Origin of the sequence: Dorea hominis (assembly GCF_014287705.1) — a bacterium.
GTDB lineage: Bacteria > Bacillota > Clostridia > Lachnospirales > Lachnospiraceae > Dorea_D > Dorea_D hominis.
Genome location: NZ_JACOOY010000009.1, coordinates 19926 through 41946, shown reverse-complemented (window position 1 = coordinate 41946; position 22021 = coordinate 19926). Strand labels below are relative to the sequence as shown.

The 22021-nt window shown below is 42.4% G+C and carries 22 protein-coding genes and 1 tRNA gene; 18 read left to right on the top strand and 5 right to left on the bottom strand.

The genetic code is table 11. The annotated features are described in order from the left end of the window. The first annotated feature begins 132 nt into the window (after positions 1-132). The 5 genes from thiS (at position 133) to H8S07_RS08390 (ending at position 3923) form a co-directional block, all read left to right on the top strand. On the top strand, positions 133-330 hold the full coding sequence (gene thiS / locus H8S07_RS08410; RefSeq protein WP_021859597.1) for a sulfur carrier protein ThiS: 198 nt from the start codon (positions 133-135) through the stop codon (positions 328-330). Between the two features lie 136 nt (positions 331-466). Beyond that, positions 467-1123 carry a sulfur carrier protein ThiS adenylyltransferase ThiF gene (gene thiF, locus H8S07_RS08405; protein WP_408640167.1) on the top strand — a complete coding sequence of 219 codons (657 nt, stop codon included), beginning with the start codon at positions 467-469 and terminating at the stop codon, positions 1121-1123. Positions 1124-1155: 32 nt separating this feature from the next. After that, positions 1156-1929 (top strand): thiazole synthase, encoded by a 774-nt coding sequence (locus tag H8S07_RS08400; protein ID WP_186855842.1) that lies wholly within the window; start codon positions 1156-1158, stop codon positions 1927-1929. A 39-nt stretch (positions 1930-1968) separates the two neighbouring features. After that, on the top strand, positions 1969-3183 hold the full coding sequence (gene thiH, locus H8S07_RS08395) for a 2-iminoacetate synthase ThiH (protein WP_021859594.1): 1215 nt from the start codon (positions 1969-1971) through the stop codon (positions 3181-3183). A 104-nt stretch (positions 3184-3287) separates the two neighbouring features. Then, positions 3288-3923 (top strand): thiamine phosphate synthase, encoded by a 636-nt coding sequence (locus H8S07_RS08390; protein WP_021859593.1) that lies wholly within the window; start codon positions 3288-3290, stop codon positions 3921-3923. A gap of 93 nt (positions 3924-4016) precedes the next feature. Here the strand turns inward: H8S07_RS08390 and mgtE are convergent, their stop codons facing one another. After that, complete coding sequence (gene mgtE / locus H8S07_RS08385) at positions 4017-5411, bottom strand: magnesium transporter (protein WP_021859700.1); 1395 nt, start codon at positions 5409-5411, stop codon at positions 4017-4019. 482 nt (positions 5412-5893) lie between these two features. On the opposite strand from mgtE, the gene H8S07_RS08380 reads away from it, so the two are divergent. Beyond that, positions 5894-6448, top strand: a complete 555-nt coding sequence (locus H8S07_RS08380; protein ID WP_186855841.1) for a carboxymuconolactone decarboxylase family protein — start codon at positions 5894-5896, stop codon at positions 6446-6448. A 264-nt stretch (positions 6449-6712) separates the two neighbouring features. On the opposite strand, the gene H8S07_RS08375 is transcribed toward H8S07_RS08380, so the two are convergent. Then, positions 6713-6796: transfer RNA gene (locus tag H8S07_RS08375), tRNA-Leu, on the bottom strand. A gap of 130 nt (positions 6797-6926) precedes the next feature. Further along, positions 6927-8045: a DUF4317 domain-containing protein gene (locus tag H8S07_RS08370; protein ID WP_117537842.1), complete on the bottom strand. Its 1119-nt coding sequence runs from the start codon at positions 8043-8045 to the stop codon at positions 6927-6929. Between the two features lie 247 nt (positions 8046-8292). Here H8S07_RS08370 and sdaAB point away from each other — a divergent pair, with 247 nt between their 5' ends. From sdaAB to H8S07_RS08355, 3 genes are read left to right on the top strand one after another with little or no spacing between them, the layout of a single operon-like run. Further along, positions 8293-8964: an L-serine ammonia-lyase, iron-sulfur-dependent subunit beta gene (sdaAB, locus tag H8S07_RS08365; protein WP_118288414.1), complete on the top strand. Its 672-nt coding sequence runs from the start codon at positions 8293-8295 to the stop codon at positions 8962-8964. 25 nt (positions 8965-8989) lie between these two features. After that, positions 8990-9859 carry an L-serine ammonia-lyase, iron-sulfur-dependent, subunit alpha gene (sdaAA, locus tag H8S07_RS08360; protein WP_186855840.1) on the top strand — a complete coding sequence of 290 codons (870 nt, stop codon included), beginning with the start codon at positions 8990-8992 and terminating at the stop codon, positions 9857-9859. A gap of 56 nt (positions 9860-9915) precedes the next feature. Next, entirely contained in the window at positions 9916-10551 is a 636-nt protein-coding gene (locus H8S07_RS08355; protein ID WP_021859705.1) for an endonuclease III domain-containing protein, read from the top strand. A 226-nt stretch (positions 10552-10777) separates the two neighbouring features. Here H8S07_RS08355 and H8S07_RS08350 read toward each other — a convergent pair whose 3' ends face one another. Next, entirely contained in the window at positions 10778-11014 is a 237-nt protein-coding gene (locus H8S07_RS08350) for a hypothetical protein (protein WP_118519924.1), read from the bottom strand. A gap of 259 nt (positions 11015-11273) precedes the next feature. Here H8S07_RS08350 and H8S07_RS08345 point away from each other — a divergent pair, with 259 nt between their 5' ends. Continuing rightward, positions 11274-13862 (top strand): cation-translocating P-type ATPase, encoded by a 2589-nt coding sequence (locus H8S07_RS08345; protein ID WP_186855839.1) that lies wholly within the window; start codon positions 11274-11276, stop codon positions 13860-13862. A gap of 64 nt (positions 13863-13926) precedes the next feature. Here H8S07_RS08345 and yfcE read toward each other — a convergent pair whose 3' ends face one another. Beyond that, a complete protein-coding gene (gene yfcE / locus H8S07_RS08340; protein WP_118288417.1) occupies positions 13927-14472 on the bottom strand; it encodes a phosphodiesterase in 546 nt (181 codons plus the stop codon). 539 nt (positions 14473-15011) lie between these two features. On the opposite strand from yfcE, the gene H8S07_RS08335 reads away from it, so the two are divergent. The 8 genes from H8S07_RS08335 to accB all read left to right on the top strand — a co-directional run bounded on the left by H8S07_RS08335 (position 15012) and on the right by accB (position 22011). Continuing rightward, on the top strand, positions 15012-15812 hold the full coding sequence (locus H8S07_RS08335; protein WP_021859709.1) for an SDR family NAD(P)-dependent oxidoreductase: 801 nt from the start codon (positions 15012-15014) through the stop codon (positions 15810-15812). 216 nt (positions 15813-16028) lie between these two features. Next, complete coding sequence (locus tag H8S07_RS08330; RefSeq protein ID WP_186855838.1) at positions 16029-17048, top strand: beta-ketoacyl-ACP synthase III; 1020 nt, start codon at positions 16029-16031, stop codon at positions 17046-17048. Positions 17049-17235: 187 nt separating this feature from the next. Then, positions 17236-17460 (top strand): acyl carrier protein, encoded by a 225-nt coding sequence (locus tag H8S07_RS08325; protein WP_021859711.1) that lies wholly within the window; start codon positions 17236-17238, stop codon positions 17458-17460. 42 nt (positions 17461-17502) lie between these two features. Further along, the gene (gene fabK / locus H8S07_RS08320) at positions 17503-18441 is read left to right on the top strand and encodes an enoyl-[acyl-carrier-protein] reductase FabK (protein WP_021859712.1); all 939 of its coding nucleotides are present in this window, start codon (positions 17503-17505) and stop codon (positions 18439-18441) included. Beyond that, on the top strand, positions 18434-19360 hold the full coding sequence (gene fabD / locus H8S07_RS08315) for an ACP S-malonyltransferase (RefSeq protein WP_186855837.1): 927 nt from the start codon (positions 18434-18436) through the stop codon (positions 19358-19360). The genes fabK and fabD overlap by 8 nt, the downstream gene beginning before the upstream one ends. Positions 19361-19450: 90 nt before the next feature. Continuing rightward, positions 19451-20191, top strand: a complete 741-nt coding sequence (gene fabG / locus H8S07_RS08310; RefSeq protein ID WP_117537850.1) for a 3-oxoacyl-[acyl-carrier-protein] reductase — start codon at positions 19451-19453, stop codon at positions 20189-20191. A 79-nt stretch (positions 20192-20270) separates the two neighbouring features. Then, positions 20271-21512 (top strand): beta-ketoacyl-ACP synthase II, encoded by a 1242-nt coding sequence (fabF, locus tag H8S07_RS08305; protein ID WP_021859715.1) that lies wholly within the window; start codon positions 20271-20273, stop codon positions 21510-21512. Between the two features lie 22 nt (positions 21513-21534). Continuing rightward, positions 21535-22011, top strand: a complete 477-nt coding sequence (gene accB / locus H8S07_RS08300; RefSeq protein WP_118288439.1) for an acetyl-CoA carboxylase biotin carboxyl carrier protein — start codon at positions 21535-21537, stop codon at positions 22009-22011. The last annotated feature ends 10 nt before the right edge of the window (positions 22012-22021 follow it).

Here is a 22021-nt window from a genome sequence, read left to right as displayed (position 1 = left end):
GGTATCTTCCGTTTTTGTTATTAACAGGTATAAAAGATTGAGAGTGAACAAGAGTTCATGAAGGGGCGCACCACCGCGGGTACGTTTCTTTGTGAACTCTTTTTTTCTAAGATTAAAAGGAGGTGTAGTGAAATGATCACAGTAAATGGAAAAGAGATTCAGATGAAACAGTCAATATCTGTTGCTGCTTATCTAGAAAACGCAGGATATCAGATGAAAAGGATTGCGGTAGAGTTAAATGGAGATATTCTTCCGAAATATGAATATTCCGATACGATGTTGAAAGACGGTGATCGTCTGGAAGTTGTGACATTTGTCGGAGGAGGCTAAAGCGGAAGAAAGAGTAGTCCGGGACAGAAAGAGATGAGCACAGGGATTATGACAGTTGCGTGAGGAAACCGATGAGGAAAAAGAAGTTCCGGACCAAAAAGAGATGAGCCAGGAAGTTAATGACATAAAGGAGAAAATGATGGAAGGACAGACAACAAAGACATTAACAAAAGAAGAGATCCAGGCGGCGTTGGAAGAACGTCATTCGCCGGAGATCCAGAAAAAATTATCTGCCGGACATGTGACAATTGCCGGACTTGGAGGGCTTGGATCAAATGTGGCGTATGCACTTGCAAGAATTGGTGTCGGGCATTTGCACTTGATTGATTTTGATGTAGTGGATATTACGAATCTGAACCGGCAGCAGTACTTTATGGAACATCTTGGAATGTATAAAACCGATGCGTTGAAATCGCTGCTTTTGAAAATCAATCCATATCTTGATATCCGGACAGACTGCGTGAAAGTGACAGAAGAGAATCTGATTTCTCTTTTTGAAGATGCAGGAATTGTATGCGAAGCGTTTGATAATCCAGAAGCAAAAGCAATGCTGGTAAATGGAATTCTACAGCATTTTCCGAAAAAGAAACTGGTATCGGCAACCGGAATGGCAGGCTATGGGAGCAGTAATACAATTCGCACAGAACATCTGATGAAGAACTTTTACCTGTGTGGTGACCGTGTGACAGAGCCAGGTTATGGAAATGGACTGATGGCGCCAAGAGTTGCAATCTGCGCTGCCCATGAAGCAAATATGATCACACGCTTGCTTCTTGGTGAGGAAGAGATATAAATCAAAAAATAATAAGAAAAGAGGACAAACATATGAGTACAAAAGACACATGGAGTCTGGGAGGACACACATTTACATCCAGATTTATTTTAGGATCAGGAAAATTTTCACTGGATCTTGTAAAAGCATGCATTGAAAAAGCAGATGCGCAGATCATTACACTGGCGCTTCGCCGCGCAAATGAAGGCGGACTGGCAAATATTCTGGATTATATTCCGGACAATGTAACATTACTTCCGAATACATCCGGAGCAAGAAATGCAGAAGAAGCTGTCAGAATCGCAAGATTATCAAGAGAAGTTGGATGCGGGGATTTTGTAAAAATCGAAGTTGTCCGCGACTCCAAATATTTATTGCCGGATAATTACGAAACAATAAAAGCAACGGAAATTCTTGCAAAAGAAGGATTTGTAGTTATGCCATATATGTATCCGGATCTGAATGCGGCAAGAGCGCTGGCAGATGCCGGAGCAGCATGCATTATGCCACTTGGAGCGCCGATCGGTTCCAATAAAGGACTTGCGACGAAAGAATTTATACAGATTCTCATTGATGAAATGGATCTACCGATCATCGTGGATGCCGGAATCGGTCGCCCATCACAGGCATGCGAAGCAATGGAAATGGGCGCAGCGGCAGTGATGGCAAATACAGCAATCGCAACAGCAGGTGATGTTCCGGTCATGGCAGAAGCATTTAAGAAAGCAATCGAGGCAGGGCGCAGTGCTTATCTGTCCGGACTTGGAAGAAAAATCGAAAGAGGTGCCAGCGCATCCTCTCCGCTTACGGGATTTTTAGAGGATTAATCTTAACAAAAATTGCAAAAATACAAGAAGGTAAAAAAGATGGAAAATCAACATATCAATGAAAGTATATTAAGTGAGGAGATTCTGGAAGATCAGAAGAAAAACAGAATCGATCATATGACATATTTGCCAGGAATGGAAGATATCGGCTCAGAAGTATTGGATCAGGTTGTAGAAGCTATGCAAGCTTACGATTATGATAAATACACGGCGGCAGATGTAAAGCGGGCAATCGCACACACATCCAGAACACCAGAAGATTTTGCGGCGCTTTTATCACCTGCGGCACTTCCGTTTATAGAAGAAATTGCACAGGCAGCAAAAGACGAGACACGCAGACATTTTGGAAACAGTGTGTATATGTTTACGCCGATTTATATTGCAAATTATTGCGAGAATTATTGTATTTACTGTGGATTCAACTGTCACAATAAAATTAACCGTGCGCAGTTAAATGATCAAGAAATTGAGAAAGAAATGCAGGCAATTGCAGAAACTGGATTACAGGAAATTCTCATTCTGACTGGGGAGAGCAGAAGTAAGTCCACAGTGGAATATATCGGAAATGCATGTAGGATTGCAAGAAAATATTTCAAAGTAATCGGACTTGAAATCTATCCGGTCAATTCAGACGAATATGCATATTTACACGAATGTGGTGCAGATTATGTGACCGTATTCCAGGAAACATACAATTCTGATAAATATGAAACATTACATTTGGCAGGACATAAACGTATTTATCCATATCGTGTGAATGCACAGGAGCGTGCTTTAAAAGGTGGCATGCGTGGTGTCGGATTCGGCGCACTTTTGGGATTGGATGATTTCCGCAAAGATGCATTTGCAACCGGATATCATGCATATTTATTACAGAGAAAATATCCACATGCAGAAATTGCATTTTCCTGTCCACGGTTGCGTCCGATCATCAATAACGACCGGATCAACCCGATGGATGTGCATGAGACACAGCTGTTGCAGGTTGTTTGCGCATATCGTCTCTTTATGCCATTTGCAAGCATTACCGTATCAACAAGAGAGTGCGCACGCGTGCGAGATCATCTCGTAGGTATTGCGGCTACTAAGATTTCTGCAGGAGTCAGCACCGGAATCGGAAGCCATGTGGAAGACATCGAGGACAAAGGCGATGATCAGTTTGAAATTTCTGATGGCAGAAGTGTGAAGGAAGTTTATGATGCATTGCTGAAAAATGATTTGCAGCCGGTCATGAGTGATTATATTTATGTATAGAGAATTATAAGATATAAAGAGATTATATTTTCGTAAAGAAATAAAATGCACGAAGCGATTATATTTTATGTGTGAACAAGTAAAAGATATAAAGAGATTATAGTATGTGTAAAGAAATAAAAAATACGGATGATAGATGTACAAATGAGAAAGTGCAAGGGTTTCATGTAGTTGCAGTGACAAACCGTACATTAAGCAAGAGACCATATTTAGAACAGATCCGAAAAATTTGTGAATGGGGACCGGATGCCATAATTTTGCGGGAAAAAGATCTGACCGAAAAAGAATATAAAGATCTTGCAGAGAAAGTGCTGGCAATCTGCAAAGAGTATCAGGTTCCATGTATTTTGCATACATTCTATCAAGTGGCGATGGAATTGCCGTGTGACGGCCTTCATTTGCCACTGCCATTGTTACGGGAAGTGACGGCTGGGAAAAGTGCATCTGGGCGGTGGAGAGAAAAATTTGCGAAACTTGGCACTTCTGTACATTCTGTAGAAGAGGCCATAGAAGCAGAAAAACTCGGTGCAACCTACATAACAGCAGGGCACATTTACGCTACAGACTGCAAAAAAGGGCTACCGCCGAGAGGATTGCTCTTTTTACGAGAAGTCTGTGAAGCTGTGGATATTTCTGTATATGGAATCGGTGGAATAAAATTCCACATGGACCAGTGGATAGAATTGGGAAAATGTGGAGCAATTGGTGGGTGTATCATGTCTGGCATGATGAAAATGTAAAAAACCGCAAAAGGGGACGGGGATTTTCTAGAAAATCCCCGTCCCCTTTTGCGGTTGCACCTGTCCCTTTTTAGAAAATCCCCGTCCCCTTTTCTAACCTGCTAAATGCATCAGGTTGATTAAAAGGATCCAACTAAGTCCGTAATAGGATACGACGGCAACAAGGTCGTTGACGGTTGTAATAAGTGGCCCGGATGCGACAGCCGGATCGACATGTATTTTCTTGAAGAAAAGAGGAATACATGTGCCAACGGCGCCGGAAATAACCATTGCCAATAACAGTGAAGCACCGATACAGCCAGAGACTGCATAGGCGAACAGGAAACTCTTTCCTTTGAAAAGTGCAATATACAATCCGATTAATACAAAGGACAGAACACCAAGGATGAAACCATTGGAAAATGCAATTTTCATTTCTTTTAATACAAGTTCAAATTTTTGTTTTCCGGTTAATGACTCGTCCATGAGGACACGAATCGTAACAGCAAGCGACTGTGTACCGACATTTCCGGCCATATCCAAAATCAGTGACTGGAAACACATAATTAATGTAAGCTGGCTTACAACTGTTTCAAATAATCCGACAACAGAAGAAACAACCATGCCAAGACCTAACAGAACCAGAAGCCACGGAAGTCGCTTTTTAATACTCTCGCGCAATGGCTCTTTCAAATCTTCTTCGGCGGTCAATCCGGCGAACTTTGCATAGTCTTCACCCATCTCGTCATCAACCAGGTCTACCATACTCTGGGATGTGATGACACCTAGCAGTTTGTTTTCATTGTCAAGAATCGGGATAGAATCCTCGGAATAATCTTTTAACTTTTCAATACAATCATCAATCAGTTCATTTCCATATACATAAGGATAAGACGTTACGATCAAGTCTTCCAACGGCTGATCCTGTCTTGCGATGATCAGATCTTTCAGATCCATAGCACCATAAAAAGTCTGTTTGTCTGTCACCATAAATATAGTAGAAATATTATCATTTTTTGCCGCCTGGTCAATAAGGCTACTCATTGCCTGCTTGACCGTGAGATTTTCACGGATCATGATGCAGTTGGTTGTCATTTTGCTACCGATTTCTTCCTCGTCGAAAGAAGCAATAACGGCGATGTCTTTTCTGGCATCATCATCCATCAGTTCGATAAAAAGATTCTTTTTGTCTTTTGGAACCATCTGCAAAACATCTACAACGGCATCTGTTTCCATTGCAGACAAAATTAACGCCGCTTTTTTGACATCAATTTCATTCAAATATTCTGCTGCTTCTTTTTCATCGGTGTGTTCAAAGATATCAGAAAGCATATCCAGGTCGAGAATACGACAAAGTTTGACACGCTCTTTTACGGTCAGTTCCGGAAAAACTTCTGCGAGATCATTCTCGTGGTAGTCTTCCAGTTTGTTTCGCATAATCCCCGGAGAGGTGTTGCTCCGGATGATTTTTAGAATCTCCGGTGTGTAATTCTGTGTTTTATTTTCCATTTTTACCTCCAAGTTGCTGTGTGATTTTCAGTTGTTTAAATATCCTTAAGAAATGAATTTGTGCTGTCTTAAGAAATGAAAATCAGGGCATGGAAAATAGAATCAAAAATTATAGAAAACAACAGCATCGACTGTTGCTTGTTTCCGATTCTATATTCTTACTTCGCCCGTGACTATCACAACCGTCCATGCTGTTCACCTGCCTTTAAAATAATTTTAGAAATGATTGTTGGAATTATTGCGAAAATTGCAAAATCTTCCGTAGAATATTATAGCCTTTTCGATAATGAGGCGCAAGTGCTTTTGTATGTAAGAAAGAAAATTTACATCGTTTTAACAGAGATATATTCTTAATAATTCAAAAAAACAAACAAAAAAAGTGAGAAAATGTGATTTGTGATTGACGGAAAATGTGGAAAGTAGTATTATGTTCCTATAAACCTACTGAAAGAATATGTTATAAAAATGGAGGGCATTAAGAAATGGCAAGAGTAGCATTTACAAATGAAAAAGAAGCTACAGGAAAAGAACTGGAAGCTTATCTTGAGTTAAAGAATCAGGGAAAATTAACAAATATGAAAGAAGCACTGCTTCAGGATTATGCAACATATGACGCATTTATGGGATGGTATACATCATGGAACAGACTGGTTGAAATTATTGGACAGCGTGCAGCAATTGTTTATGCACATTCTGTATCTTCAACAAACGGATGCCTTCTGTGCTCCTTATTCTTCGTAAGCGATTTAGCAGAGATCGGAATTGATCCATCTAACTTTGAACCAACTGAGAAAGAAGCACTTCTGAAGAGTCTTGCAGAGCAGATCGTTAAGAACCCTACAAAAGTATCTGACGAGACATTTACAGAGTTAAAGAAATATTACACTGACAAAGAGATTGTAGTTATTGTTGGATTTGCATGCCAGATGATGGCAACAAACAATTTCAACTCTGTATTACAGATCGATGTTGACCAGAGACTGCTCCCAATCCAGGACAAGTTTGAGCCTGCAACATGGAGAGATGCTATTAAATAAGTTTCGCAGGAAAATAGTAAGAGAACGAAAAAGACTTCATTTTTGGGCGTGCCCAGGGTGAAGTCTTTTTGCTTTGTTCGCCAAATACAGATCCTTGTGCAAGCACAAATCTGTACTTGGCTCATCGTATACACAGAGATAAGATATGCTCTCGAGAATCTTGCTCTGATTAGTGGTCGTTAAATGCTGTCATGCAAATATGATGCATTTGCTTCGTTACAATAACAAAAAAACTCTTGATTACTCAAGAGTTCTTATCGCTAGTGCGGAGAAAGGGACTTGAACCCTCACAGGATTAACTCCCACTAGAACCTGAATCTAGCGCGTCTGCCATTCCGCCATCTCCGCTCGCTGACAAAAAGTATAATATCACATTCTGGCAGATAATGCAAATGTTTTTTTGTATTATTTGAAAAAATATGAAAATTTTTATTTGCACTCAATTGCAAAACGAAAGTCCATACTTTTTATCCCATGCTTAATGGACTTCAATTCCATTGACTTCCAGATGTTCATCAATCGGAATAACGAGACATTTCCGCCCGTCAATTTCTCGGGTTTCAACGAGATCAGACCGCTCCGGGTTTACTTTCAGAACAATATCCGGAGTTTCAATCTGGAAAGTCTTTGTGCTTGCAATATTGGCGGCAAGTAATGTCTGTTTTTCGCCGACCACTTCCTCAAACTCCTCATCGAAAGTTTCGAGATGTTCCTGGGAAGCGCCGCTTCTGGCAAGAAGATTCTTCATTTCCGGTTTGCCGAGTTCTAGCGGTTCCGGTGTTTCTTTGGCTTCTTCGATCATTTCATTCAGATTATCGTGAATATTTCTTACAACTTCATAATCACAATCTTCCCCCAGTGTGTCACTGATGATCGTTTGGAAAGATGCTTTCTGATCTTTTGCGGTAAGTGGGATCTGGCTTCCGAGAACATTTTCAATGAAGTCCGGCTGCAGCTCTTCTGGTTTCTTGGAGTAATACAGAACTCCGTGAAGATCACTTGCGCGGTCATTAAATGCCGGGAAGAGGAAACCTTTGACAGGTAATTCCACAAACCAGTCGCGGATACGGTCTTCAATATTGTTCGTCTCTGCATTGTATGTAAGTCCCGCTTTGGTAAGATTTACTGGACAGATACTGCACATGATATGTTCATATACAGTATCGGAAGCATCGAACATCTCCAGACCGTCTGAAGATTTGCCCGGCACATCATAGACCGCATGGATCAGTATGATGTAATAATTTTCCGGGTAAATATAATTTTCAATGACCTTATCGTAAAATTCCTCAACCAGAAGATCATCGGTAAGCTTGCTGTCACGGAGCTTTAAGAGAAATTCCTGCGTTCCACCCGGCATCTCCTGCTCTGTCGGAAATTCCATGTTCATCAGATTTTTCCCAAGTGTTCCGGATAACGTATGTTTGAAAATATCAAAATATTTGAAGGCTTCTTCTTCCGGCATGGAAAGAAAAGCCTTTTTCAGTTCTGTCTTTTTTTCTTTCTCGTGATCCACATAGCAGCCGCAAATACGTGTAATTGCACAGTTTTCCGGCGTGAACTGCTTGCGGATTTCCAGTACTTCTTTCTTGTTCATAGGTCATACACTCCCTTTTTCAGACTGACTTCAATGTTAGCATATCATGACTTTGTTTACAAGTTTGCAGTGTCAAAATAGATGAATACAGGAGTGGAAAGTGCGGTGGAAATTATGTGATTTTTATAACAAAAAAGAGAAAGAAAATAAGTAGAACGGCGTACAGAAAAAGATTGTAAAGAGAGGTGAGAAAACGTATAATAAGAAGTAGATATGTGTCAAAAAATAGAAAAGAGAGGGTAAAAAAATGGGAAATATCTTTGACATTTTAGGACCGGTTATGATCGGTCCATCAAGCTCCCACACAGCAGGTGCAGCGCGCATCGGTCTTATTGCAAGACAATTGTTCGGGAGACAGCCTGAGAAAGCTACAGTATATCTGCATGGCTCATTTGCTGCAACGGGGAAAGGACACGGAACGGACAAAGCACTGATCGCAGGATTATTGGGGATGCTGCCAGACGATATGCGGATTCCGGTAAGTTTTGATGTAGCAAAAGAAGAAGGCATGGAATTTACAATTGAGAACAAGGACATTAAAGGTGCACACCCGAATACAGCACAGATTGTGATGGAAGCAGAAGGTGTTCCGACGATGAAGATGCAGGCACATTCCATCGGTGGTGGTCGTATCAAAGTCTGCAAGCTGGATGGAATAGACGTGAATTTCAGCGGTGAGACATGCACTTTGATTATTCGAAATATAGATGAACCTGGACGGATCATGGATGTATCAGCAGCACTTTCCAAAGCGGAGATTAATATTGCGACAATGCAGGTATTTCGCGATAAACGTGGCGGCTGTGCGGTAATGGTTGTTGAGACAGATCAGGTGATTCCGAAGGAAGCAATCGAAGATCTGGAGAGTAAGCCGGGAATTATCCGGGTAAAATTCCTGGATCCGAACGGAGTAGAGTAAGAATAGTAAAAGGAGATAGAAGCGTATGTCATATCAATCAATGGAAGAAGCGCAGCTACGCTGCAAAAAAGATGGCATTCCATTCTGGAAGGCTGTACAGATAGAAGATGTAAATGAAAGAGGAGTTACACTGGAAAACTCCTGGAAACAGATGACAGGTATGTGGCAGTCTATGCTGGAAAACCTGGATGCCTATGAAGAGAATCTGGTTTCACAAAGTGGAATGGTCGGAAAAGACGGCGGTCAGATGGATGCCTACAGAGAGAATGAGAAACCGTTATGTGGCGATTTTATGGCAAAAGTTATGGCAAATGCATTAAAAATGGGCTGTAATAATGCATGCATGAAGAGAATAGTAGCAGCACCGACTGCTGGAGCATGTGGTGTACTTCCGGCAGTTCTTGTTACTTATTACAGAGAGTATCAGGTGCCGGAGGAAACGATGATAGAAGCATTATATGTAGCAGCAGGTCTGGGACAGATCATAGCCAACAGAGCATATCTTGCAGGTGCATCAGGTGGATGTCAGGCTGAGATCGGTTCCGGCTCCGGAATGGCAGCAGGTGCAATCTGTCATGTACGTGGTGGCAACAGTGAAGTGATCGCCAATGCATGTGCAATGGCGCTTAAGAATCTGATGGGACTGGTATGCGATCCGGTAGCGGGACTGGTAGAAGTCCCATGTGTGAAGAGAAATGTCGGAGGTGCAGTGAATGCACTGGCAGCTGCAGATATGGCGCTGGCTGGAATTACAAGTAAGATCCCGATCGATCAGGTGATTGATGCAATGAAAGATGTTGGAGATAAGATGGATGTCACTCTTCGTGAGACGGGTATCGGTGGTGTCGCAGGCACACCGGCAGGACAGGCTGTTGCAGAAAAACTGGGTATGTAATACATCATTCCAAGATTACAGATGATTAGTGATGGCAGCAAGAAGGAGCAGACAGAATGACAAAAAAACAAAGAGCACTTGAAGTAATAGAACGTTTGAAAAAGAGATATCCGGATGCGGACTGTACATTGGACTATGATCAGGCATGGAAGCTACTGGTAAGTGTGAGACTTGCCGCACAGTGTACGGATGCCAGAGTGAATATAGTCGTTGAAACATTGTATGATAAGTATCCGACGGTGAAAGCGCTGGCACAGGCTTCACCGGAAGAGATTGAAGAAATTGTCAGACCATGCGGACTTGGCAAAAGTAAGGCAAGAGATATCAGCGCCTGCATGAAGATTCTGGATGAACAATACGACGGAAATGTACCGGATGATTTTCAAGCGCTTCTGAAACTTCCAGGTGTTGGGCGTAAAAGCGCAAACCTGATTATGGGAGATGTGTTTGGAAAACCTGCGATCGTTACAGATACACACTGTATCCGGCTGTCTAACCGGATCGGACTGGTAGATGGAATCAAAGATCCGAAGAAAGTAGAGATGGAACTATGGAAGATCATCCCTCCGGAAGAAGGAAGTGAGCTCTGCCATCGTCTTGTATATCACGGAAGAGAAGTCTGTACAGCACGGACAACGCCACACTGTGACAGATGCTGCCTGGCAGATATCTGTAAAAAAGTGGGAGTCTGAAGTGTTATGTCGTTTTTGAAGAATGTCAGTGACAGATTCTTCATATATAGCTAAAAGTCAGACTATAAATGTAGTAATAAAAAACAGCACGGTAATATCTGAAAATGAGGGAATTCCTCAGAAAGATATTGCGGTGCTGCTTTTGTATTGCCCTAATATCCGGAGAAAACTGTCAGCGGCAGGCTTTGTAGCTCACTTTAGCATTGCCCGACAGAAACAACAGGTCTTAAGAGTTCATATTTTTCAAGGTTTCCATTAATTCAAGATCGCTGCTTTTTAATTTTACGTTAGTACAGTAATTTTTTCCTTCTGGTGTAGTTACATTTATTTCAATAATAGTTCCTTCTACAAGAGCATCCTGTGATACGGCATTCAAAAACAATGGGAATTTTGGATGATTCCGGCGAAATGTTTCCATGGCATTTTTCATTTTTGATAACATGGTAATCTGATTGAAATTCATAGATGTTCTGTCTCCTTTTCTATTTGCTTTTACGATTATAACGAAGAATGGACAGATAGTCAAAAGATATTTTGTGATAATATTTTAAAGTATGTTATGATAAAACTAAGAAACTATTCACAGAATCTTTAGATTTGCAGATGGAAAAATGTGCTAAGATGATATAGAAGATTGGGGAGAATTGTAGGAGTATACAGTACGGAATAATTCGTATGGCATTTTTTAATCCTAACATAAAATAAAAGGAGGCAGGGACTAAATGAAAAGAAAAAAGCCCGCCGGTTGGAAATATAAAAAAGAAAGACAGAATTACTATAAAAATAAAGGCTATAAGGACGAACCTTTTGATGAAGGAATAACAGAAACATTTACAAAAACAGGTGTTAGAAAGAGAACTACAGACCGTTACGAGCCGGATTATGAGATCGGGCTTTCAGCGGCACAGGTGGCTAAGCACAGAGCAGATGGCTGGTCGAATATAGCGGTAGATCCGCCGTCAAAGACAACAGGAGAAATAATACATGAGAATGTATTTACTTATTTTAACCTGATTTTTCTCGTACTGGCAATTTTACTTTGCCTTGTCGGAGCGTTCAGAGATCTGACATTTCTTCCGGTTATTATTTTTAATACATTGATCGGTATCATACAGGAAGTCCGCGCAAAAAGAGTACTGGATAATCTGAATATGTTAAATGCACCGCATGCCAGTGTGGTAAGAGACGGTAAGATATCCAGAGTAGATGCACAGGAGCTTGTTCTGGATGATATTGTAATTTTTAAAGCGGGAAATCAGATACCGGCAGATGCGATTGTTGTGGCAGGCGAGGTGCAGGTCAATGAGTCGCTGCTTACCGGAGAATCGGATGAGATTACGAAGCAAAAAGGAGACTCACTGATGTCGGGAAGCTTTGTTGTGGCAGGTCAGTGTCATGCAAGACTGGATGCAGTTGGTGCTGATTCGTATATTTCAAAACTGACTCTGGAAGCAAAGCAGATGCAACAGGGTGAACAGTCGGAGATGATCCGTTCTCTTGACAAACTGGTCAAATTTGTCGGAATTGCGTTGATCCCGATTGGAATTGTTTTATTTGTGCAGAGCTTCTTTATGAACCATGATCCGTTCAGGTCAAGTATTACATCTATGGTAGCAGCTGTGATCGGTATGATCCCGGAAGGTTTATACTTGCTTGCAAGTGTTGCGCTGGCAGTAAGTTCCATGAGACTTGCCAGCAAGAAAGTATTGCTGCATGACATGAAGAGTATCGAGACGCTTGCGCGTGTAGATGTATTATGCGTCGATAAGACAGGAACGATTACCGAACCATCTATGTGTGTGAAGCAACTGGTAGCAGTTACAGCAGATGAAAAAGATAATGAAGAAAAAGAAGAAACCGAAGAAAAAGAAATCGGTGAGAAAAAGTCAGCAGGAAAACCAGATGAAAAAGAGCTCCGTACGTTAATTGGAGATTTTGCAAAAGCCATGAGCAATGATAATGCAACAATGGCGGCACTGAAAGAGTATTTCCAGGATAGAAACGGACGAAACGTGGTGAAGGTATTTCCTTTTACATCCGCAGTGAAATACAGTGCAGTGTGTTTGAAGGAAAAGGATGGCACAGAGAATAATTATGTACTTGGCGCACCGGAACTGGTGCTTCGGAAAGATTATGACCAGTGCAGGGATGAGGTCCAGAAATATGCCGGCAAAGGATATCGTGTGCTATTGTTTGGTAAATACGAAGGAGAACTGGACGGAGAACGTCTGAGAGATAAGGTGATTCCTTACGGCTATATTCTTCTGGCAAATCCAATCCGTCAGGAGGCACCGGAAACATTTGCCTATTTTGCAGAACAGGGAGTAGATGTGAAAGTTATTTCCGGTGATAACCCATTGACGGTTTCTGAGGTTGCAAAAGAAGCAGGAATTAAAAATGCAGATTGTTATATTGATGCGTCTACGCTTCGGACAGAAGAAGAGACAGCGGAAGCGATTGCGGAATATACTGTGTTTGGACGTGTTACACCGGCGCAGAAGCGTCAGTTTGTACAGGCTTTGAAAGCCCAGGGAAGAACCGTAGCAATGACGGGAGACGGAGTAAATGATGTACTGGCATTAAAGGATGCGGATTGTAGCGTTGCAATGGCATCCGGAAGTGACGCGGCGGTACAGGCATCACAGGTTGTGCTTCTGGAATCCAATTTTGCCTGTATGCCATCAGTTGTATTGGAAGGAAGACGTGTAGTAAATAATATCCAGAGATCAGCGAGTCTGTTCCTTGTAAAGAACATATTCTCCTTCCTGTTGTCATTGTTCTCGGTTGTATTTATGATTTCTTATCCGCTGAAACCATCACAGGTTTCGCTGATCAGTATGTTTACGATCGGAATACCGGGATTTTTCCTTGCGTTCCAGCCGAATAAAGATATTATTAAAGGACATTTTCTTACAAATGTTGTATTAAAAGCACTTCCGGCGGGGCTTACGGATGTACTTGCAGTTGGGGCACTGGTTGTGTTTGGGCAGGAATTCGGAGTTGGAGCAACGGCTATTTCGACAGCAGCAACTATGCTGCTTGCGGTTGTTGGATTTATGATATTGTACCGGATCTGTCAGCCTTTGAATCTTCTGCGCGGAATTGTGTGGATTGGGTCCATGACAGGTCTCATTCTCTGCAGTATCTTCCTGCCAAAGCTGTTTGCAATCACAGGAATGTCAGAAAAATGCATTATGTTGTTTGTGATTTTTTCCATTGCAACAGAACCGGTACTTCGTTATCTGACACTGTTAGTCAGTGGAATGCGTAATTTATATAGAAGAGTGTTTAAGAAAGAACAGAAAAATTAAGAAAAAAATAGATCGTGCCAGACAATGAGGTTGGACGCGGTCTATTTTTTATTTTAAATTATTATTAAACCTTTTGGAGGGGCATAGGAATCTCTGCCCCATCAAGTTTTTTCCAGTGGAATTCACCGTCATAGATCATATACCCATGTGCAGAATTTTCCTTTGGAATAGAGACAGATCCCGGATTCATGTAAATGAAAGTTCCATTATCCTGGTGTGCCGGAATGTGTGTGTGTCCGTTTAAGAGAATGTCACCTTTTTTTAACATCGGTGGATTCTTCGGATTGTGATGATGACCATGGGTGGCGAAAATCGTATGTCCATCCAGTTCCAGGAAACAGTAGTCGGCAAGGATCGGGAATTCCAGAACCATCTGGTCAACCTCTGTATCGCAGTTCCCACGGACACAGAGCAGATGTTCTTTCATCGGATTCAACATAGCGATACATTCCTTTGGGTTATAATCTTTCGGAAGATCGTTACGTGGTCCATGATATAAAATATCGCCAAGAAGAAGCAGACGGTCTGCTTCTTCTTTTTTATATGCTTCCAGCATTTTTTTGCAGTAATAAGCTGAACCGTGAATATCGGATGCAATCATTAATTTCATTTTGTTTGTCACCTCATCTTTTCTTAAATTCTACCCCATATTCGCATATCGTGAAGCTAACGCTTTCTTTTTATGCTCATATCGAGACGGGTCATAAAGCCATAAAACCGCTCTTGTGTAAGCATATCGTGTTTTCAGACTTTTGACCTTGACATCATACCTTATTGTAACAAGCCGGAGGACAAATGAAAAGAAAAATAAAGCAGATATTCAGGTGGGGATGAAATAAATAAGTATTCAAATGATAATTTTCTAACAATAAGGAAGATTAGTAAAAAATTAACAAATATGTCTGAAAATAAACGAAATTGTATATTGAATTTGCCGAAGCGATTTGCTATTATACTCTTATACCTTTCGCGCTCGGGAAGCGCAGTTGCCCATTTCGGGAAGTGTGCAGCCAGGATATGAAGCTGCTTAAGGGGAACTCGAAAGGACGAGAAGAAGACCACTCCACAGTGCAGGAGAGATAACTTGCAGGTGCCGTGACAGAAGGTATGGATCAGGAAAGACATAACGCACAGAAAGGAGTTAAAACTATGGGATTTTTAACAGGAAAAACAGCAATCATTACAGGAGGAGGACGCGCTGTATTAAGTGATGGAAGTTGCGGATCGATCGGATATGGTATTGCAACTGCTTATGCAAAAGAGGGCGCTAATCTTGTTATTACCGGAAGAAATGTAAAGAAGCTGGAAGATGCAAAAGAAGAATTAGAGAGATTATACGGAATTGAAGTGCTGCCGGTACAGGCAGATGTGAACGCTGGAGCGGACAATCAGGCGGCAGTTCAGAATGTAGTAAAACAGGCAGTTGACAAATTTGGAAGAATTGATGTACTGATCAACAATGCACAGGCATCTGCTTCGGGTGTAACACTTGCAGATCACACAACAGAGCAGTTTGACCTTGCAGTATATTCCGGACTTTATGCAGTATTCTATTATATGAAAGCATGCTATCCTTACCTGAAAGAGACTAAAGGTTCAGTAATCAACTTCGCTTCCGGAGCAGGATTGTTTGGTAACTATGGACAGTGTGCATATGCGGCTGCAAAAGAAGGTATCCGTGGACTTACAAGAGTTGCAGCAACAGAATGGGGAGCAGATGGGATCAATGTCAATATTGTTTGCCCGCTTGCATGGACAGCACAGTTAGAGAACTTCCAGAAAGCATATCCTGACGCATTTAAGGCAAATGTTAAGATGCCGCCGGCAGGACACTACGGAGACGTTGAGAAAGAAATCGGACGTGCATGCGTACAGCTTGCTTCTCCGGATTTTAAATATATGAATGGTGAGACAATTACATTGGAAGGTGGAATGGGACAGAGACCTTAATTGGTTGATGTGTACATACAGTTCAACCCCACCGCAGGTTTTGGAAATACCTCCTGACCGGCGGTGGGGTAATTTTTCAGGGCAATATAATTTGATTATCAAAATACTTGACAAACAAAGGAAAAGAATATATACTTTGAAAGTCAAAATAATTCGTCGGAGATAAAATGCGATGTCACGATCTGTCTTCCGGCGGAAATATACAGAGGAATGAACATGATTGGAAGAATAACAGGAACGGGTTCTTATATCCCGTCATATTGTATGGATAATAACGACATTGCAAAATTAGTGGAAACCAGTGATGAATGGATTCAGGAACGCACCGGCGTGGCAAGGCGGCACATTATCACGAATGAGACAACCGTATCAATGGCAGCAGAGGCAGGGAAGCGTGCACTGGAAAATGCAAATGTCAAACCGGAAGAAGTAGATCTGATCCTTGTATCAACAATTTCTTCGAATGTAATACTTCCGTGTGCGGCATGTGAAGTGCAGAAAGAAATAGGCGCGTTAAATGCAACTTGTTTTGATTTAAGCGCAGCATGTACCGGATTTGTACTGGCATATAATACGGCAGCAGCTTATATTGCGGCAGGAATGTATCGGACAGTACTGGTTATTGGAAGTGAGAGCCTGTCGAATCTGACAAATTGGGAAGATCGCGGGACATGCATTTTATTCGGAGACGGAGCGGGAGCGGCGGTTGTACAGGCGTATGACGCACAGAATGAGGAAATAACGACAGACAGAATGTATTTTCCGGTGACACATTCCGATGGAAAAAGCGGAAAAGCACTTACGCTAAAGAGCAGACATGATGCAAATGGTCTTACAAAAAAGATCGATAAGGAAACAGTATTTGATGAAGAGCATTTCATGCAGATGGACGGACAGGCAGTATTTAAATTTGCTGTAAAAAAAGTGCCGAAAGTCATAACGGAGACGCTCGAAAAGAACAAATTAAAGAAAGAAAACATCGCATGCTATATTTTGCACCAGGCAAATCGAAGAATCATTGAAGCGGTTGCCAGGAGACTGGATGAACCGATAGAAAAATTCCCAATGAATCTTAAGGAGTATGGCAATACATCTTCTGCCAGTATCCCGATTTTGCTGGACGAATGTAACCGTAAAGGGAAATTAAAGAGTGGCAGTAAAATTGTACTTGCCGGCTTTGGCGCAGGACTGACATGGGGTGCGACAATCATTCAGTGGTCACAGCATTTGGAATAATCATTTAGTGCAGTTTCGGCAGGCGACCGTATAAGGTCGAAATATCACAGAGATATAAAGGGCTGGAAAATTCCACCTTTATATAAAACGCCGGGAGAACATGACATCACAGAGAAGACTGCTTAGAAGATCTCCCAGCGGTATTTATAAGAACAGAAAAATAATGAAGATGAAGGAGAACAGACATATGTTAGAGAAAATTAAAGCGTTAGTAGCAGAAAACCTTGGAGTGGAAGAAAGCAAAATTACAGAGAACTCTTCTTTCAAAGAAGATCTGGGAGCGGATTCTCTTGACCTTTTTGAGATGGTCATGGGACTGGAAGAGGAATTTGAAATTGAAATCCCGACAGAAGATCTGGAACAGATCGTAACAGTTGGAGATGTTGTGAAATATATCGAAGCACATAAATAAAACAAGTGGCACAAAGTACAAATAAGTAAGTGAGGTTGAACTATGCAGACAGAAGTAACCAGATTATTAGAAATCGAATATCCGATTATTCAGGGCGGTATGGCATGGGTGGCAGAATACCATCTGGCGGCTGGCGTTTCAAATGCCGGAGGTCTTGGCATCATAGGTGCTGCATCTGCTCCGGCTGACTGGGTAAGAGAGCAGGTCAGGGAAGCAAAGAAGCTGACTGACAAGCCATTTGGAGTCAATATTATGCTGATGAGTCCATATGCAGATGAAGTAGCCAGAGTGATTGTTGAAGAAGGCGTAAAAGTTGTGACAACAGGAGCGGGCAGTCCTGAAAAATATATGAAAATGTGGAAAGAAGCCGGCGTGAAGGTCATTCCGGTGGTTGCTTCTGTCGCACTTGCGAAGAGAATGGAACGCTGCGGTGCAGATGCAGTCGTAGCAGAAGGATGCGAAGCCGGCGGACATATCGGAGAAAATACAACGATGGTACTTGTTCCGCAGATCGCAGATGCGGTGAAGATTCCGGTGATCGCAGCCGGAGGGATCGCAGATGGAAGAGGAATTGCAGCAGCATTCATGCTGGGCGCAGAAGGTGTACAGATGGGGACGCATTTCGTAGTCACAGATGAGTCGCAGGTACACGATAATTACAAAGAGCGGATTATCAAAGCGAAGGATATTGATTCTCGTGTGACAGGAAGAACGACCGGACATCCGGTGCGAGCGCTTCGCAATGATATGACAAAGAAATATATAGAATTGGAAAATAAGGGTGCAGGCTTCGAAGAACTGGAACATCTGACACTTGGAGGTTTAAGAAAAGCAGTTGTAGACGGAGATGTGAAAAATGGAAGTGTCATGGCAGGTCAGATTGCAGGAATGGTAAAAGAAAGAATGTCCTGTCAGGCATTGATCCAGAAACTGGTGAAAGAGACCGATGAATTGATCGGAGGGAAAGGATTTTATGAGTAAAACAGCATTTATCTTTCCAGGACAGGGAGCGCAGAAAGCCGGAATGGGAGCTGGTTTTTATGAAAACAGCGAACTGGCGGCGAAGATTTACGATGAAGCAGCAGAACATCTGGGAATAGATATGAAGGCGCTTTGCTTTGAAAAAAATGAGAAGCTTGACGTTACAGAATATACACAGGCGGCAATGGTAACAACATGCCTTGCTATGGAGAGAGTATTGGAAAATGCAGGTGTAAAACCGGATGTAACAGCCGGTCTGAGCCTGGGAGAATATACAGCCATTGCTGTGGCTGGCGGAATGACAGATCAGGATGCCATCCGTTTAGTCAGAAAAAGAGGAATACTGATGCAGAATACGGTGCCGGCGGGCGAAGGGGCCATGTGTGCAGTGATGGCGCTGGATGCGCAGAAGATTGAAAATGTCATTGCAGACATTTCCGGTGTGACGGTCGCAAATTATAACTGTCCGGGACAGATTGTTATTACGGGCGAAAAAAACAGTGTAGAAAAAGCAGTGGAGAAATTAAAAGAAGCAGGTGCAAAACGGACCATTCTTTTAAATGTAAGCGGACCATTTCATTCGCCGATGCTGAAACCGGCAGGGGAAGAGCTGGAAAAAGAATTAGAACAGACAGAATTACATCCGCTTGCCATTCCGTACTATACAAATGTAACTGCGAAAAAAGTAGAGGACATCAGAGAAACAAAGGCACTGTTAAAGGAACAGGTAAGTGCACCGGTCCGCTGGATGCAGAGTGTAGAGCAGATGATCGCCGATGGTGTCGATACATTTGTGGAGATCGGTCCGGGAAGAACGCTGGCAGGATTTCTTCGTAAGATCAACCGGGATGTTGCCGTATACAATGTAGCGGCATGGGAAGATGTTGATAAAATTGCAGAAATGCTTTCCGAAAAATAACAGAAAAAAATTGGAACAGGTTTATACAAAAAAACAGACAGAAAAATTTGAAACAGGTTCATATAAAACAAGCAGAAAGCGAGGATATATATGCTGGAAGGAAAAGTGGCGGTTGTCACAGGCGCATCCCGCGGAATCGGGAAAGCAATTGCGTTAAAACTGGCATCCCAGGGAGCAAAAGTTGTGATCAATTACAACGGTTCAGAAGAAAAAGCAAAAGAAGTGCAGGCGCAGATTGAAACAGAAGGCGGAAAAGCAGTGATTTACCGGTGTGATGTTTCAGATTATGGTGCATGTCAGACATTTATACAGGATGTAATAAAGACAGAAGGAAGTATGGATATTCTTGTAAACAATGCAGGAATTACAAGAGATGGCCTGCTGATGAAAATGTCAGAAGAAGATTTTGACAGGGTGATCGATACAAATTTAAAAGGTGCTTTTCACACGATCCGGTTTGCGGCACGTCAGATGCTGAAACAGAGAAGTGGAAGGATCATTAACATGGCATCCGTTGTAGGCGTGACAGGAAATGCCGGACAGGCAAATTATGCTGCATCGAAAGCAGGCGTGATCGGACTGACAAAAGCGACAGCAAGAGAACTGGCATCCAGAGGAATCACAGTCAATGCAGTTGCACCGGGATTTATTGAGACGGATATGACAGCAGTGCTCCCGGAAAAAGTAAAAGAAGCATCGGTATCGCAGATTCCACTTGGGAAATTCGGTTCGCCGGAGCAGGTAGCATCTGCAGTCGCATTTCTTGCGTCCTCTGATGCAGCTTATATTACCGGACAAGTGCTCCATGTGGACGGCGGCATGGTGATGTAAGCAGGAAGAAAAAGAGCATGGCAGTGATTACAGACGTGACAAAGATACAAGTGTGTAATGGCATAAAGGAGAAAAGGATTTGAAGAGACGAGTAGTAGTGACCGGACTTGGCGCAGTAACTCCGATTGGAAATACGGTAGAAGAGTTCTGGATGGGAATTAAAGAAGGAAAAGTCGGGATCGGAGAGATTACGAAATTCGATACCACAGATTATAAAGTGAAGATCGCAGCTGAAGTGAAAGATTTCGTAGCAAAAGAGCGGATGGATTTTAAAGCTGCAAAGCGAATGGAACCATTTTCCCAGTATGCAGTGGCAGCTGCAAAAGAGGCATGTGAGGATGCAGGATTTGATATTACAAAAGAAGATCCGTTCCGTGCAGGTGTAATCATTGGTTCCGGAATCGGAAGCCTGCAGGAAGTAGAGAAAGAATACGATAAAATCAAAACCCGCGGACCGGGACGTGTGAATCCGTTAATGGTGCCACTGATGATTTCCAATATGGCAGCAGGAAATGTTTCGATTCAGCTTGGATTCCGCGGAAAATGTACAAATGTTGTGACTGCATGTGCATCTGGGACAAACTGTATCGGTGATGCATTCCGCGCAATCCAGTACGGCGATGCAGATGTTATGGTGGCAGGTGGAACAGAGAGCTGTATCTGTCCGACCGGAGTAGCAGGATTTACAAGTCTGACAGCATTGTCTACATCAACAGATCCAATGCGCGCATCCATTCCGTTTGACAAAAACAGGGATGGATTCGTACTTGGTGAAGGCGCGGGAGTGGTGTTCTTGGAGGAACTGGAACATGCCAAAAAACGAGGCGCGAAGATTTATGCGGAAATCGCAGGATATGGAGCAACCGGAGATGCCTACCACATTACTTCACCGGCAGAAGACGGAAGCGGTGCAGCCAAAGCGATGGAACTTGCAATGGAAGAAGGAAATGTAACGCCGGAGCAGATTGATTATATCAATGCACACGGGACAAGTACACATCACAATGATCTGTTTGAAACACGCGCGATTAAGCTGGCACTTGGAGATGAAGCAGCTAAAAATGTAGTGGTAAATTCGACCAAATCTATGATCGGACATTTATTAGGAGCAGCAGGTGGCGTAGAGTGTGTCGTTTGTGTGAAAACGATACAGGATGGATTTATCCATCAGACAGTGGGAACTACCGAGACAGATGAAGAGTGTGATCTGGATTATGCAGTGGGTGCGCCGGTAGAGAAAGACGTAAATTATGTGCTGACCAATTCACTTGGATTTGGTGGACATAATGCAACACTGTTGTTGAAACGTTATGAAGGATAATACTGGAAAGCGAGAGAATAACATGGAATTTCAGAATCTGATTACATTGATTGAGTCCGTGTCAGCATCTGGTCTGACCGAACTGAAATATGAAGAAAATGGTGTGAAGATAAAACTCAGTAAAAAAGAAAGAAAAGTGCAGACGATCCAGGTATCAGAGGCACTGACATCCGAGACGTCAGCTCTTACGGCAGGCAGAAATGAAAAGGATATTCAAAGTACCGGTACAGGCAAAGAAAATATAAATGAAGAAAACGTGCCGGCGGGAAAAGTAGTTGCATCCCCGCTTGTCGGAACTTTTTATGTAGCACCTGCGGAAGATGCGGAAGCATTTGTACAAATCGGAGATACGGTGAAAAAAGGACAGACGCTGGCGATCGTAGAAGCGATGAAACTGATGAATGAGATTGAGAGTGACTACGATGGAACGGTTGCGGAAGTTCTGGTAGAGAACGGAGCACCGGTAGAATACGGACAGCCATTATTCCGCATTATTTAGGAAAAAGAGT

Coding starts and splice junctions, on each gene's coding strand:
- thiS (WP_021859597.1), top strand. CDS start 133: ATGATCACAGTAAATGGAAAAGAGATTCAGATGAAACAGTCAATATCT.
- thiF (WP_408640167.1), top strand. CDS start 467: ATGATGGAAGGACAGACAACAAAGACATTAACAAAAGAAGAGATCCAG.
- H8S07_RS08400 (WP_186855842.1), top strand. CDS start 1,156: ATGAGTACAAAAGACACATGGAGTCTGGGAGGACACACATTTACATCC.
- thiH (WP_021859594.1), top strand. CDS start 1,969: ATGGAAAATCAACATATCAATGAAAGTATATTAAGTGAGGAGATTCTG.
- H8S07_RS08390 (WP_021859593.1), top strand. CDS start 3,288: ATGTGTAAAGAAATAAAAAATACGGATGATAGATGTACAAATGAGAAA.
- mgtE (WP_021859700.1), bottom strand. CDS start 5,411: ATGGAAAATAAAACACAGAATTACACACCGGAGATTCTAAAAATCATC.
- H8S07_RS08380 (WP_186855841.1), top strand. CDS start 5,894: ATGGCAAGAGTAGCATTTACAAATGAAAAAGAAGCTACAGGAAAAGAA.
- H8S07_RS08370 (WP_117537842.1), bottom strand. CDS start 8,045: ATGAACAAGAAAGAAGTACTGGAAATCCGCAAGCAGTTCACGCCGGAA.
- sdaAB (WP_118288414.1), top strand. CDS start 8,293: ATGGGAAATATCTTTGACATTTTAGGACCGGTTATGATCGGTCCATCA.
- sdaAA (WP_186855840.1), top strand. CDS start 8,990: ATGTCATATCAATCAATGGAAGAAGCGCAGCTACGCTGCAAAAAAGAT.
- H8S07_RS08355 (WP_021859705.1), top strand. CDS start 9,916: ATGACAAAAAAACAAAGAGCACTTGAAGTAATAGAACGTTTGAAAAAG.
- H8S07_RS08350 (WP_118519924.1), bottom strand. CDS start 11,014: ATGAATTTCAATCAGATTACCATGTTATCAAAAATGAAAAATGCCATG.
- H8S07_RS08345 (WP_186855839.1), top strand. CDS start 11,274: ATGAAAAGAAAAAAGCCCGCCGGTTGGAAATATAAAAAAGAAAGACAG.
- yfcE (WP_118288417.1), bottom strand. CDS start 14,472: ATGAAATTAATGATTGCATCCGATATTCACGGTTCAGCTTATTACTGC.
- H8S07_RS08335 (WP_021859709.1), top strand. CDS start 15,012: ATGGGATTTTTAACAGGAAAAACAGCAATCATTACAGGAGGAGGACGC.
- H8S07_RS08330 (WP_186855838.1), top strand. CDS start 16,029: ATGATTGGAAGAATAACAGGAACGGGTTCTTATATCCCGTCATATTGT.
- H8S07_RS08325 (WP_021859711.1), top strand. CDS start 17,236: ATGTTAGAGAAAATTAAAGCGTTAGTAGCAGAAAACCTTGGAGTGGAA.
- fabK (WP_021859712.1), top strand. CDS start 17,503: ATGCAGACAGAAGTAACCAGATTATTAGAAATCGAATATCCGATTATT.
- fabD (WP_186855837.1), top strand. CDS start 18,434: ATGAGTAAAACAGCATTTATCTTTCCAGGACAGGGAGCGCAGAAAGCC.
- fabG (WP_117537850.1), top strand. CDS start 19,451: ATGCTGGAAGGAAAAGTGGCGGTTGTCACAGGCGCATCCCGCGGAATC.
- accB (WP_118288439.1), top strand. CDS start 21,535: ATGGAATTTCAGAATCTGATTACATTGATTGAGTCCGTGTCAGCATCT.